The sequence below is a fragment of the Psychrobacter sp. 5A.1 genome (assembly GCF_030407455.1).
GTDB lineage: Bacteria > Pseudomonadota > Gammaproteobacteria > Pseudomonadales > Moraxellaceae > Psychrobacter.
In genome coordinates this window covers 21042-35866 of the sequence record NZ_JASDDJ010000013.1, presented here as the reverse complement: position 1 = coordinate 35866, position 14825 = coordinate 21042, and the positions used below count along the sequence as shown (strand labels likewise).

The 14825-nt window shown below is 42.0% G+C and carries 11 protein-coding genes; 5 read left to right on the top strand and 6 right to left on the bottom strand.

The genetic code is table 11. From position 1 onward, the window contains the following. Nucleotides 1–197 precede the first annotated feature (197 nt). Nucleotides 198–683, top strand: a complete 486-nt coding sequence (locus tag QL982_RS04660; protein WP_290164398.1) for a Dps family protein — start codon at nt 198–200, stop codon at nt 681–683. 99 nt (nt 684–782) lie between these two features. On the opposite strand, the gene QL982_RS04655 is transcribed toward QL982_RS04660, so the two are convergent. The 3 genes from QL982_RS04655 to QL982_RS04645 all read right to left on the bottom strand — a co-directional run bounded on the left by QL982_RS04655 (nt 783) and on the right by QL982_RS04645 (nt 3967). Continuing rightward, on the bottom strand, nt 783–1466 hold the full coding sequence (locus QL982_RS04655) for a DUF2057 family protein (RefSeq protein ID WP_290164400.1): 684 nt from the start codon (nt 1464–1466) through the stop codon (nt 783–785). A gap of 71 nt (nt 1467–1537) precedes the next feature. Beyond that, nucleotides 1538–2341, bottom strand: a complete 804-nt coding sequence (gene hda, locus QL982_RS04650; RefSeq protein WP_290164401.1) for a DnaA regulatory inactivator Hda — start codon at nt 2339–2341, stop codon at nt 1538–1540. Between the two features lie 519 nt (nt 2342–2860). After that, entirely contained in the window at nt 2861–3967 is a 1107-nt protein-coding gene (locus tag QL982_RS04645; RefSeq protein ID WP_290164403.1) for an AI-2E family transporter, read from the bottom strand. 405 nt (nt 3968–4372) lie between these two features. Here QL982_RS04645 and purM point away from each other — a divergent pair, with 405 nt between their 5' ends. Then, nucleotides 4373–5422, top strand: coding sequence for a phosphoribosylformylglycinamidine cyclo-ligase (gene purM, locus QL982_RS04640; protein WP_290164405.1), 1050 nt, complete (start codon nt 4373–4375; stop codon nt 5420–5422). Continuing rightward, nucleotides 5422–6132 carry a phosphoribosylglycinamide formyltransferase gene (gene purN / locus QL982_RS04635; RefSeq protein WP_290164406.1) on the top strand — a complete coding sequence of 237 codons (711 nt, stop codon included), beginning with the start codon at nt 5422–5424 and terminating at the stop codon, nt 6130–6132. The genes purM and purN overlap by 1 nt, the downstream gene beginning before the upstream one ends. A 183-nt stretch (nt 6133–6315) precedes the next feature. On the opposite strand, the gene QL982_RS04630 is transcribed toward purN, so the two are convergent. Together QL982_RS04630 and QL982_RS04625 are read right to left on the bottom strand one after the other, a co-directional pair. Then, nucleotides 6316–7689, bottom strand: a complete 1374-nt coding sequence (locus QL982_RS04630; RefSeq protein WP_290164407.1) for an NAD-dependent succinate-semialdehyde dehydrogenase — start codon at nt 7687–7689, stop codon at nt 6316–6318. Between the two features lie 408 nt (nt 7690–8097). Further along, nucleotides 8098–9087 (bottom strand): LysR family transcriptional regulator, encoded by a 990-nt coding sequence (locus QL982_RS04625; protein ID WP_110923131.1) that lies wholly within the window; start codon nt 9085–9087, stop codon nt 8098–8100. A 677-nt stretch (nt 9088–9764) separates the two neighbouring features. Between QL982_RS04625 and QL982_RS04620 the strand changes: the two genes are divergently transcribed. Continuing rightward, the gene (locus QL982_RS04620; protein ID WP_290164409.1) at nt 9765–11351 is read left to right on the top strand and encodes an isocitrate lyase; all 1587 of its coding nucleotides are present in this window, start codon (nt 9765–9767) and stop codon (nt 11349–11351) included. A gap of 112 nt (nt 11352–11463) precedes the next feature. Here the strand turns inward: QL982_RS04620 and QL982_RS04615 are convergent, their stop codons facing one another. Then, on the bottom strand, nt 11464–12732 hold the full coding sequence (locus QL982_RS04615; RefSeq protein ID WP_290164410.1) for a DUF4349 domain-containing protein: 1269 nt from the start codon (nt 12730–12732) through the stop codon (nt 11464–11466). Nucleotides 12733–13091: 359 nt separating this feature from the next. Between QL982_RS04615 and QL982_RS04610 the strand changes: the two genes are divergently transcribed. Then, entirely contained in the window at nt 13092–14678 is a 1587-nt protein-coding gene (locus QL982_RS04610) for a CYTH and CHAD domain-containing protein (RefSeq protein ID WP_290165355.1), read from the top strand. Nucleotides 14679–14825: the final 147 nt, after the last annotated feature.

The window sequence follows — 14825 nt, the reverse complement described above, 5'->3', positions numbered from 1 at the left end:
AACCAATCGTAAAGTTGTATTTATTAAATTTAACTTATTAATAATAGTTTGCTATTATTATAAGCATCAAAAGAAGACTTACAGACTATACCAATAGGTCAGATAACCATTAAGTTCTTTTTATTATTGTCTGGCCCTAGCACAGCTATAATTCTTCCTGGTTTAATCTCGTACACTCACACTATAAGGATAATACTATGAGTCATTCTAATAACGCTACTAACCAGATCGGTCTAGAAAAAGCAGACATGAGCGAAGTCATCGCACAATTGAACAACCTACTATCAACGTATCACGTGTTTTATTTAAACGTACGTGGCTATCACTGGAACGTAAAAGGTGAGCATTTTTTCACCCTACACCCAAAGTTTGAAGAGCTATATACAGCGCTACAAATACAAATTGATGAGATTGCTGAACGCATCCTAACACTAGGCGGCACACCATTACATGCTTACAGCGACTTTGCGCAGCATACCAGTATCAGTGAAGATAAAAACGTCAAAGACGGCACGACTTGTGTCAAAGGCGTAGTCACTGGATTGCAAGCACTGATTACAGAGCAGCGTCAAGTATCGGCACTGGCAGCAGAAAGTGAAGACCAAGGATCAGCTGATCTCGTCGATGCATACGTACAAGAGCAAGAAAAGCTCGTATGGATGTACAACGCCTTTTTGGGTTAATAGTAGCCAGACTAAAATGAGATAAAAGATATCATGTACAAATAAAAAAGCACCTAGATAGGTGCTTTTTTATTGCTAAGTATTTACGAAAATGGTAATTTATTTTTGAATCCACTGGCTCATTTTTTCACGCTCATCAGGCGTTGCTTGTAACCAAATTTGCATAAACTGATCCAACGTACTGCTAGATTTATCAATATTTGTATTCTGCTGTGAAACATTTTGAGCTGGGGCAGTTGGCTGATTCAATGCCGCAATCGCACGCTGATTTTGCAATTCAGCATCACCGCTACCGCCAAATACGCCACCTAGTGTCTTACCAAGTCCTGCAAATAATCCACCTTGGTTACCCGCCATACTTTGCTGGCTGGCAATAATGGTATTGTTCTGCTGTACGGCAAGCGTTGGCTGCTTGGCATACTCTCTAGCGGCTTCATACTCTTCTGGTTGATTTGGCATAGTGAGACGATAGGTTTGATTGTCCGCCAATTCTGCCGCCACACTGACATTGCCCGAACGCAAATAATCATGCTCATCGCGGCGCAAGTTATACAAACGGTCGTATTTAGCAGTAATCGCGTGTTGCCCAGGCTGTAATGTAAATTTTTTCGTCAGCGGCTGAAAAGCGCTCTGCTGAACTTCCTGTCCATTGATAGCGGTTACTTTGATATGATCATCGATCAGTAGCGTCACTGCTGCCTGTGACAACATAGGTATCGAGGTAGCGCCAACCAACAATGTGCCTATGGTTAATTTTTTTAGCAAAGAAGCATTCGATTTCATAAGTGATTCCATTAATAGTAAAAGCGTTTTGGACAAAAAATTCATATTCTTACGGCTATTCGTTTTTTCTGCTAAAAATCGAGTGGCATCGTATGGTTATCTTGATCCGACGTCTCGTTATCTACTTGCGTCTCTTGCGCGATATCAGCAAGCTCGGCTGCCAGTGTTTGCTCATCAATGGTACGCAAAGCATCACTGATCACAGCTTTAGATATATTGCTGCGGCCGAGGTTTGAAAACATCGGCTGAATATAATTGAGTACGTCCATCATGGCGCCGATACGATGTGGCCCATCAGTCAATAAGTGGTCAATAATTCGATCATCAAACTGCCAACCGCGACGACGTAAAATAGATTGCAGCAATGCTTGGCGGTCTGCCAAGTCATGACCATTAGGCACTTTAAAGGTAGGTGCTTGCGCCAAACGCGTCAATAAATCCCTTAACTGAAATGGCAAATCGTCAGCTGGTTTGTTTGCCGCAAATAACAGTTGGCGCTGCCCTTCGCGGCTACGATTAATCAAATGAAACAAGGCTTCTTGCCATTGGCTGCTTTGCTCAAGGACTTCTAGATCATCGATAGCAATAAGATCAAAGTTTTCTAAAGATGACAGTACGTGGACATCCGTATGAATCAGTTCATTGAGTGACAAACAAATCGCGGATTTGTCCATCTCAATGAATGACTCGCAAATAGCCGAGAGCAAATGAGATTTGCCAGTCGCTGGGCTGCCAAACAGGTACAGCTGACCTATCAGGCCGACATGTAACTGCCGTACTGCGTCTATAATCGACATCCAACCGGGACCCGCAAAGTCGCTGAGACTTGCATCATGCTTAATGTCCAGATTGAGACTTAGCTGTGCTTCTGCCATGAATCATCAACTCGTTTTGCGTAATGCAATAAATAAAAGGGTAAATTATGAATACCTGTCTTTGAACCGCTCTCATACTACCTGATATAAACGCGCCGCATTAACATCTCATCGCTGTAACTTGGATATATCGGAGGATTTCTTGATCAAAGGCCATCTTGTCGATGACCAACTAGGACGTGTCCTCATTTTGAAAAGGCTGATACTGTCAGCACTGCGCCTATATATAACATATTTGCAAAATGACTGACAAGTCTTTTACCTATTCAGCCTTATCAATTATGGCGCTGGTGCCTAATGATTATTATACACATGCTATCTATCTGAGCCGTGTTCTCATTTTAAAAATAGAGATAAATATGAGATAAATTGCCATCAAATGAGAAAAATAGCGCAAATCATATCGAGATATTCACCAGCTATTTGACGATGTTTAGCAAAATTTAGCCATTTTTAGATCATTTAGAGAACGATCACGTGAATGGAGAATACACCCTAGTAGACTCAATAATAGGCTATTTATTTTTTTTCAAACAGCGCCAGTTGTTTACGGCCTTTATAAAGATCAGTCGTACGATAATAACCATATAGATGATGAAACAGTACGTTCAGCACCGCCGAGACAGGCAGCGCAATCAGCATACCGACGAAGCCTAATAAGCTTGCCCCTGCCAATACTGAAAAAATAACCCATAGTGGAGATAAACCAATCTTATCACCCAATAGCAATGGTTGCAGGACGTAGCCTTCTGCGGCTTGCCCAATCAAAAACGCACCAACAATAAGCGATAAATACGTCCAATCCAATCCAAACTGAAACAAACAGGCGATGATGGCTGCGATAAAACCCAGACCAAATCCTAAATATGGCACGAAGCTAGCAATGCCTGCCACCATACCAATGATAAGTCCAAGCTCTAGCCCAATGAGCTGCAACTGTACCGCATAAATCGCACCCAATAATACCATCACTAGCAGTTGACCCTTGATAAACGCCATCAGTGCCAGATCACACTCTTTGGCAATTTGAGTCACTTTTTTACAGTACTGTGTTGGTATTGCCATTTGCCAAGTATGCAGGCGTTGATCCCAATTGAACAGAAAATAAAAGGTCAAAATGGGCACCAATACAATGAGACCTGCGTTATTAATAAAGTTTAAACTCGAGGTCAGTATCTGACTCATCATCGTACTGGCATCAGCGAACTTATAGTTCGTTTGCATATAATCGACGAGTGTCTCAGAAAACTCCTTGGATTCTAATTCGGGCAGTTTAATACGGGTATTACTATTGAACCACTCTCGCACTATTTGATTATACCAATTAAATATCTTGGGCAAGTAATCCCAAGCCGCCTGTAATTGGTGCCACAGAGTGGGGATTAACCACCACAACAGCACGGTCATTCCTAAAGTAATCGTGGCGTAAACGATGATAATCGCCATCCAGCGTTTGATGTATTTTGATAAGCGCTTGACCAAAGGATTGAATAAGTAAGCAAGCGTAAAAGCCACGACAAACGGTACCATGACTGGCATCATCAAATATAAGAGAAACATGGCCACCACTAAAGCCACAACAATTAATAAACGCCGAAAAAAAGGATCGATTGGTTGGTTCATCATGACAAGTAACCCTACAGTTAAGATGATTTGAGATAGTGGTGTGTTTGAGTTTTTGATTTGGTTTACCGCATAATAACCTTTTAGGGCGTGTTTGATATTCGACCATAACACTGACAGAGACTATTTGTGAATGTTCAACCTGCCCTAATAGTAAACAGTTATTGACCATAAATTTAGCGTTCCATTATCGCAGAGTACAGCAAAAAATCCGTCATTTTTTGTTTCCGAGCCACTTATTTACCACTTAAAGCAAGTCTTCACTAAATATCAGCCAAATATCCACAAGTTGCTTTGCGAGTGAGGGTCATTTTTGGGTATAATGCGCCCACTATATTCAGAATTAACACGACCAACTCGCTTTTCTACCGACAGACCTTCATTCCCTATAAAATTTGTGAGATGACCATGAGTAACAAGCCTTCTTTAAGCTACAAAGATGCCGGCGTTGATATTGATGCAGGCGATGCGTTGGTTCAACGTATTAAATCAGTGGCAAAAGCCACCTCTCGTCCTGAGGTTGTGGGCGGACTTGGCGGTTTTGGCGCGCTTTGTCGTATTCCGACCGGTTACACCTCACCTTTATTGGTTTCAGGCACTGACGGCGTTGGTACCAAACTCAAATTGGCATTACAACTGAATCGTCATGACACTATCGGTATTGATTTGGTCGCTATGTGCGTCAATGACTTATTGGTTTGCGGTGCTGAGCCATTATTCTTCTTAGATTACTATGCAACAGGTAAGCTCGATGTTGACGTAGCAGCGACGGTTGTCACTGGTATTGGCGAAGGTTGTAAACTGTCAAACTGTGCGCTCATCGGTGGCGAAACGGCTGAAATGCCAGGCATGTATCAAGATGACGATTATGACCTAGCTGGATTCTGTGTGGGCGTGGTTGAAGAAGCCGAAGTAATCACTGGTGAAAATGTCGCAGAAGGTGATGTATTGATCGCCCTCGCCTCAAGTGGTGCTCATTCAAACGGCTATTCATTGGTTCGTAAAGTCATCGAAGTGAGTGGCGTCGATGTCACCACTAGCGATGAGCAACTAGACGGTCAGCCTATTCAAGACGCACTCATGGCCCCTACTCGTATCTATGTTAAAGCCATCAAAGCGTTGCAAGACACCCTTGGCAGTTCAGCACTTCATGCGATGTCACATATCACAGGTGGTGGCTTAACAGATAACTTACCGCGTGTATTGCCTGAAACACTAGCCGCTAGCATCGATACCAATAGCTGGCAGTTTTCAGAGCTATTCACTTGGTTACAAACCCAAGGTAACATCGAGCAGAGTGAAATGTACCGCACCTTTAACTGCGGTGTCGGCTTTGTAATTGTCGTGCCTAAAGATAAAGCTGAAGCGGCTATCAATATATTGAATGACGCTGGCGAAAAAGCATGGCAGTTAGGCGAAATGGTCAGTCGTGAAGTGGATGCAGTGGTGTACCGTTAATGCTAGCCAATAATACCAGTCACGCCAACAAGCCATTACGTATTGCCGTTCTGGTATCAGGCAGTGGTAGCAATTTGCAAGTATTGATAGATGCGATGCAAGCTGGCGCACTACCGATTGAGATAGTAGGTGTCATCAGCAATCGTGATGACGCTTATGCCATCACGCGTGCAAATGAGGCCAATATTCCAGTCGCGGTACTGTCACACGTTGCTAACGGCAAACGCATGGGTATCAAAACTTTTGAAACTCATGCAAATGCACAGCTTGTTGAATGGCAACCTGATTTAATAGTGTTAGCTGGTTTTATGCGTGTATTAAGTGGCCCATTTATCGACAATGCGCCAGCGCCTATGATTAACTTGCACCCTTCTCTATTGCCTGTTTACAAGGGGCTTGATACCCATCAGCGAGCGATACAAGCAGGTGAACGTCATCATGGTTGTAGTATTCATGTTGTCACTGCTGAGCTCGATGCGGGCGCTGTTTTGACTCAAGCGCTGTTAGAGATCAATCAAACAGAGACGGCTGATAGCCTACAAGCACGTGTACAAAAACTTGAACATAAATTGCTGCCTTGGACGATTTTGCTATTAGCAAATAAAGTATTGTCACTTGATACTAGCAATAAAGTCAGCAATGAAACCTGTAATAAAACTAAAGCAAATTACTTGCCAGCCTTGCCATTACAGCTGTTTATAAACACGTAAAAGTTTCAGCTTATCAAATTGCATGTTTTACCGTTCTATTTGATGCAATAAAAAGCCCAGTCAACTCATAACGAGAGACTGGGCTTTTTTATTTCAATAACCCTCTACAATTTGAGATCATAAATGGTTATCTGCTGAAACTGTCTAGCTATTTAACTATCTAGATTCTTAAAATGTAGGTTCTTAAAAAACATGAACCGCTTTGATATTAACAAACTCTTTGATACCAAAGCCACCATGCTCACGACCATAGCCTGAGTTTTTGACGCCACCAAATGGCAGTGCAGGATTGGCTAGACCGTAACCATTGATATAGACCATACCCGTATCAAACTCCTCACGTGCTAGACGTACTGCTTTGTCTGTATCTTTTGAGAAGATTGCACCGCCTAAACCATAACGGCTGTCGTTAGCGATACGTAAGGCATCGTCTTGGTCTTTTGCGCGAATGAGCGAAGCCACAGGGCCAAACAACTCATCATCATAGGCAGGTTGACCTTTTTCAACATTTTCTAAGATAGTAGCTGGGTAAAAGTTACCTTTACCTTCAGGAACACGGCCACCAACAGCAATCGTTGCGCCTTTGGCCACACTTTGCTCTACTTGCTCATGTAATTGCTCACGCAAGTCTGCACGGGCTAATGGACCAATATCCGAGCTGTCATCCATTGGATCGCCCGCTTTGGTGCCTTCAAACTTTTCGACAATACGCTTACGAAACTCATCGTACACACTATCGACCACAATAAATCGTTTTGCGGCAACACAAGTTTCACCGTTATTGATTAGGCGTGCTTGTGTACAAGTTTCTACTGCTATGTCTAAATCAGCATCTTCTAATACGATGAAAGCATCGTTTGAGCCAAGCTCTAGTACCGCTTTTTTGATGGCTTTGGCGGCTTGCTGTCCAACGATTACGCCTGCTTTGTCACTACCAGTTAGTGTGACGCCGCGCACTTTATCATGTCCAATCAAGGCTTCTGACTGGTCGTGATCGATGATAATCGTACGGAACAAATCACTTGGTAATTCAGATTCGTGAAGTATTTTTTCGATTAATAAACCAGAACCTGTCACATTAGAGGCGTGTTTTAGCAAGATACTGTTGCCGGCCATCAGGTTGGCGATGGTATAGCGGAATACCTGATAGGCTGGAAAGTTCCAAGGCTGCATACCATAAATGATACCGATAGGTTGATAGCTGACCAATCCCTTTCTCATGCCTTCAATCTCACGTACATCGTCAGCCAGTGCTTCAATACCGTTTTCGGCAGTATAGTCACAAATTGCTTTACACAGATCAATCTCTTGTAAGCTTTGGCTATATACCTTACCGCGCTCTTCTGTCATCAGCTTAGCCAGTTCTTCTTTGTGCTCGATTAGCTTATCACCGATAGATTTAATCGCTCGGCCACGCTCTTCGTGGCTCACAGTACGCCATGATAAAAAAGCTTCATGCGAGGCATCGACGATTTTATTAACTTCGTCTACGCTCATGTAATCGTAGTTTTTGATCTCTGCACCCGTGGTTGGGTTAATAGTAGTAATGTCTGACATAGTTACTGTCCTTATTATTCGAATTTATATTTGGGATTTATAATTGAAATTACTGTCACTTATCATTATTGTTCTGTCACAGTTTTTAATAATGAAATCTACATCAATATCAAAAACGATAGGTAGGTTCTTTTCTATCTGCCGTTATCTTAACAAGCTATTTGGCTAAGAGTTTTACAATATATTGTGAAGTGTGTTGAAGATGTTAAGAGTGTGACTGACATATTAAGTACAGCTAAACACCATATACAAATTATTAATCGCTAGAACATAAAAAACCAGCCTAATGGCTGGTCTAATAACTATATAAGGTAAGAGGTAAAAGATATATTTTTATTAAGAAACTAGCCGTATCCTCATTGTGAAAATGGTGATAAAAATGAGATAAGTTCGATTACACAAAACCCATCAGAACAAATGATTCATCACAGGAATCTCTTGTGGCGGATTTTCTTCTTCGTCAACGATTTGACGCGCCACATGCATGATAAGTTGGCGTAACCAACGATGGGCTGGATGATGCTGCAATAACGGTGACCACGCCATTGTCAGCTCAAATTCAGGAATGAAGAATGGCGGCTCTTCCATTTTAATACTGTCGTTATTTGCCTGCATTTTTGCCACACGAGTTGGCAACGTTGCTACCAAATCCTTATTAGCAGCAAGCATGGCTGGCATTTGATAATGGCGCGTAAAGACACTGATTTGACGTTTTTGTCCCAAACGTTGTAGCGCTTGATCGATAGACCCTAGACCACCTGATTTTTCAGGATTGACCCCAAAGCCCACACCCATGCCAGTTTTTGATACCCAAACATGCTGTGCTTTCAGATAGTTTTTTAAGTTGAAACGATTGGCATAAGGGCTGTCAGAGGATAGTAGACAACTAAAAGTATCACGCCACACCAACACTTGGTGAAAACTCTGCGGTATCTCATTAAAGCGGTTAATCGCTAAGTCAACGCGCCCCTGCTCCATATCCCGATAAGAGACGTCCGATGGTGTCAAGAAATCCAAGATAACATTGGGTGCTTCTGAGCGTAAGGCTTTGACCAGTTTAGGAACTAGCGTCGCTTCTGCATAATCTGACGTCATAATACGAAAGACGCGAGAGGTGCTATAAGGGCGGAATTCGGTACGTGGCTCTAATACTTGCGTCAAATCTGCCAGTATCTCACGAATACGAGGTTGCAACTCCAAGGCGCGCTCGGTCGGTGTCATCCCCTCAGAGGAACGCACCAACAACGGATCGTTAAACAATTTACGTAAACGGCGCAAAATATTGCTCATGGCAGGCTGGGTAATACCAAGCTGCTCAGCTGCACGAGTAACGTTTTTTTCTCGTAGCAACACATCTAAATGGACTAATAAATTTAAATCAACCCGCTGCAAATTCATATCTGGTTCTCTTGGCTTTGGAATAACTGCCATTGTAAGGCTGGTATTTGTAGTGCTGTCATGATGATTTTTGGTCTATAACATCATAATCTGGCGAATTTTTATTAACTTTACGCTAAAACGTACTAAGTATAACTCGATTTACCAATCGTAAGTGTCTGTTAACTATGCATTATATTATATAAAAATACCAAAGATAACTATCATAAATTAGATAAATCTTGGTAAGGTGGTTATAGTTAGTTCTATGAAATATTGATGACGCAGAAAATAAACCTTAGTGTCATCAGCGGATTTCATCTAATGAACACCATAATTAAATAGTATATGAATGATTATTATCGATAGCTAAACATTATCAATTGAACTGATTATTGTAACATCTCTTGCGACCAATTATGACATCACTGTCTATTAAGTACTCAAGCACTTTGCCAAGATAGGTCGTGAAATTTAGCAAATATTCAGAGCCTAGCAATTACTGTCAACTGCCGAGTTCAGCAATGCCCTTGTATTAAGGTATCGGTTTGTTTAGGGTAAATAGAACCTCAATAGATAAATAATAACCCAGCATTGAAAGACAGCCTTTTCGTCCGATAGCATTTTAGCAATACGATACTCTCATGATTTTGACCATTAATTTATTCGTTTTTTACACCCCACCAAGGAGACTATAGATGTCAACTGCATATAAATCAGCGATCGACTTAGTACGTGAATTGAAGCAAAAGCACGGCAACTGGCAGAACATTAGCGAGACTGATGCGGCACGTATGATGTCACAAAATCGTTTCAAAACGGGCTTGGATATCGCAAAGTATACTGCAAAAATCATGCGTCAAGACATGGAAGATTATGACAATGATACGTCTCAGTACACACAGTCTCTAGGTGCATGGCATGGCTTTGTTGCACAGCAAACTATGTACGCTAAAAAGAAATATTTCGGTACGACTTCTAAAACTTATATCTACCTTTCAGGTTGGATGGTTGCAGCCCTACGCTCTGAGTTTGGTCCACTACCTGACCAATCTATGCACGAAAAAACCTCAGTACCTAAGCTAATCGAAGAAATCTATACGTTCTTACGTCAAGCCGATGCTAAAGTATTGAACGATTATTTCCGTGAGCTAAACGCTGCTGAAGAAGCGGGTCAAGACACCTCAGCTATCGTAGAAAAAATCGAAAATTTTGATTCACATGTTGTGCCAATCATTGCTGATATCGATGCAGGTTTCGGTAACGAAGAGGCCACTTACCTATTGACTAAGCAAATGATCGAAGCAGGTGCTTGTGCCATTCAGGTTGAAAACCAAGTATCTGATGCTAAGCAATGTGGTCACCAGGCTGGTAAAGTAACTGTACCGCATGAAGACTTCATCTCTAAGCTAAACGCTATCCGTTATGCATTCCTAGAGCTTGGTGTTGAAGACGGTGTTATCGTTGCTCGTACTGACTCTGAAGGCGCATCACTCACACAAAAAATCCCAGTATCAAATGAGCCAGGCGATTTGGCTTCTAAATACATCGACTTCATCGAAATGGAAGAAGTCACGTTAGAAAACGCCAAAGAAAACGACAGCTTGCTTAAGCACAACGGCAAACTAGTACGTCCAGTTCGTCTGCAAAACGGTCTATATCAGTTCCGTGAAGACACAAACATTGACCGCGTTGTCCTTGACTGTGTGACCGCTCTAGAAAACGGTGCCGATCTATTATGGATTGAAACACCAACACCAGATGTAGAACACATCAAAATGATGGTTGACCGTATCAAAGAGCAACAGCCTAAAGCGAAGCTTGTATACAACAACAGCCCATCATTCAACTGGACGCTTAACTTCCGTAAGCAAGTTATCGCACAGTGGGAAGAAGAAGGCAAAGACATCTCTGCATACAATAAAGATGACTTGATGAGTGCTGATTACGACGGTACTGAGCTTGATGCAGCAGCTGACGTAGCCGCTAAGAACTTCCAACGTGATGCGTCACGTGAAGCGGGTGTATTCCATCACTTAATCACGCTACCGACTTATCACACGACTGCACTTAGCGTTCATGAACTTGCTAAAGGCTACTTCGGTGAAGAAGGCATGCTTGCTTATGCAGCTGGCGTACAACGTAAAGAAATCCGCGAAGGCATCGCTTGTGTTAAGCATCAAGCAATGGCTGGTTCTGACCTAGGCGATGATCACAAAGAAATCTTCTCTGGTGACAACGCACTGAAAGCTGGCGGCGGCAAGAACACAATGAACCAGTTCTAATCACTGACTCTCTATAAGTAATTGCTAAAAAAGCCGCCCTACATAATGTAGGGCGGCTTTTTTATGTCCGTTTATTGACACTCTGTTATTGTGAGCTTTTTAATGTTCCATTCTAATACTTAGCATCCTTGCTATCAGTCTCTTTAGCATTGTCCGTATTATCATCTAGTTTACTGCGCTTTATACCCTCTGAATGATTAATTTCTTGATTCTCACCCATTAACTCACGTCGTATATTTTTTACACGAGGGTTGTGTTTAAAAAACTTACGATAGATCGCTTTTATCATTCTATAAATGAGATAAAACACACCCCCTAGTACAAGCAACCACCACAACTGTATGAGACCCAGTGCCAATGACCTGAGTATCTCCCAGCCATCTTTGAATGATTGATTAACTTGGGTGCTAAAACTTGGCCGCTCAGCATCTATCAAAACGTCTAGGTTTTGCGTGGTTTCTTTATAACTGACATCTGGCTGCATAAAGCTCAGATTGATGGTGCTGTATTTGACTTTATCGGCGATATCCATTTGCTCAAGCTTTGCCAATTCTTTTTGACGACGTGCTGCATAAGTAGCGGTGATAGCATCCACATTACTACCCTGATCTTTATCATTTTTGCTATCGAGACGCTCTTGACTGAGCTCATCCGCCATATCGCTATTTAGCTGACTTGCCAGCTGTTCACGATAAATATCCAAAGTAACATCTTGTGCGGTGAACTCTTGACCATTCAAAAAAGCCACTTGCTGCTGCATTTGTTCTAAAAACTTATTGACGTTGACACGAGGAACCCGAACCGTCATTTCAGCTTGGCGATTATAGGTTGTAATCGTAATATTTTTATCACCTTGGACAAAGGTTCTATCATTGCGTGGATAATTGCTAATATTACTGAGCGCCACATAGCCACCCTGCTGCCGTGTCAACGTCTCAATAGCAGCACTACTCTTGACCACGTCTTTGACAGTAAAGTTTGCACTGGCATTAATCAGCAGTTTTTTACCAGCGATTTGGATGTCTGCCGCTTGACTGCCAAGTATTTGTTCGCTGTTGCCTGATAAATTTTCAACCGTCAATTCATTATCCTGACTGTTGACCTCTGATTCTAGGTCTGCCACAGCTGACTGTTCAGACATGACGGTATTTATATCAGCACTAACGTCTTGTTCATCCGCATAGTCACTTGACTCCTCTGAGGCACTTTCTGCATATTCCTCAGATGGACTACAGCCACTCATGAGCAATACGGACCCGAGCATCGCTGCTGCTATAGATAATGACAAACGATTGGGTTGCGATGATGTTTTAAATCTACTCATCATAAAATCGTGCTGCTCAAAACCATTTTTTTTCAAAAAATTATTTACCAATGCCATAAAGAGTTCACTTATATTAGATATACTTTTGTTCAATATTTTTCTTAATTATAACGACAATGAAACAAAAGTGTATTTTTTATAGAAAAAATACCTAGGGTGTGTCATTAATTGGATTGTGAGACTTAAAATGAGGAAAATTGTAGATGAACAAGGAAGAAATGGCCGTTAATATGAACATATTGACAAAATTACTGACGATGTTTAGCAAAATTTAGCCATTTTAAGACCACTAAATGTATCAATGTACTAATTGATGACACGCCCTAGGCAATCTTATGAAATATTACTTGTTATTAATTGATAGCTTTCATACGATAGTAGTCAATTAACGTTTATTAAAATAATTGGGAGCCATCATGCAAGAGATAGAGCTGAAGTTTTTGGTACCAGAGTCACGGCTGAAAGGCTTGATGCGTCAAGCAAAAGTCAAATCCTCGCAGATAACGCAACTGGCTGCCCATTATTACGATACGCCTGACCAGCAGCTTGCACAGGCAGGTATAGGCCTTCGCATCCGCAAAGAAGGGGATACATGGGTACAGACAATCAAAGCGGGTGGCGATGGTATTGCTGCACGCTTGGAGCACAATGCGGTGTTAGACAATGAGCAAGTGCAAACAATGCTCGATAATAATGAGCTGATGCCTGATTTGACGATATACGATGACACTTCAATCGCTTCTGCATTGGCTAACTTTAAACTCAAAAAACTGGCCAAAACGCTGACACGACTGTATGTCACTGATGTACAGCGCACCACGCGGTTGCTGGTAGAAGATAATAATGATGACACCAGTGGCTGTATCGAAATGGCTTACGACCACGGAGAGATTATCCATGGCACTGATGACACACAGCGAAAAACCATTCAAGAAATAGAGTTCGAATTGGTCTCAGGGGATGTCGATTTTTTATTCACGACAGCCAAAACATGGTGCAAACGTTATAAGCTGTGCTTGTCTACCGTCACCAAAGCTGAGAACGGCGGCTTACTGATCAATGGAAAAAACCACAGTCCAGCGGTTGGCGCGGATATCCGTCAACTACAAGTGGATAAAGACAGCACCATGCCAGCGTTTGTGCGGGCAGCCGTGCATAACTGTCTGCTGCACATACTACCGAATAGCAGTGCTATCGTGGCTGGCAGCAAAGAAGATGCGCATATTTTGCAATTACGCATCGGTATGGATCGCTTGCAGGCAGCACTAAAGGCATTTGCTGATTTCTCTGATGAAATCAACCCTGACTGGCTACCGATACTAAAGCAAACCGCGACCCTACTCACCGATTATTATCAGCTCGCTTATATCGGTACACATATCGAGCCTGAGCTACAAGAATATGGCGCGCCTGCTGTTGATTGGTCGACAGATATCGAAAATATAAAAATCACGCCACTCAATACACTGCAAGCCAACGACTTTCAGCTAACCTTGCTAGAGCTGATTGCCTTTACTATGAGCGATCCCAGTATTGAACCTCAAAATGATAAGCTTGCCCACGATAAGTTAGCAAAAATCCTAGCTAAACAGTATAAAAAATGTCTTAAAACCGATAAAAACCTTGATGAAGTGAGTGATGCCGACCTTGATAACGGCGATGAAGAAGTAGACATGGATATCACTGATGAAGATCAAGCCGAAAGTGAGCTATGCGATCACCTAAAAGATTTACGCTATATGAGTGAATTCTCCGCCGCTTTATTAAGTAAGAAAAAAGCGAAAAAGAAAACCCAACGTTGGCTAAAGCGCTTGATAAAGGCACAGGTAGCATTAGAACAACGCTATGAGGACAATCAGTATCAGCAGTTTTATGAGCTAAAAGCCGCGACAGATACCAATGCGTTATATGGTGCAGGCTTTCTGGCTGCCATGCTCACGGATGATTACACTCACATTGAGACACGTTTGGCAAAATTTAAAGACAGCGCCACATTTTGGTAATCATGTTATTTTTATGACGGTTACTGCTCTCATAACGATAAAACCGTTCCACAAAAAAGACAGCTTGTTATATAACAGGCTGTCTTTTTTTATCGTGTTTAAATAGGGCGTGTTGCACATTCGACCATGGTCAAATGTGCAACACGC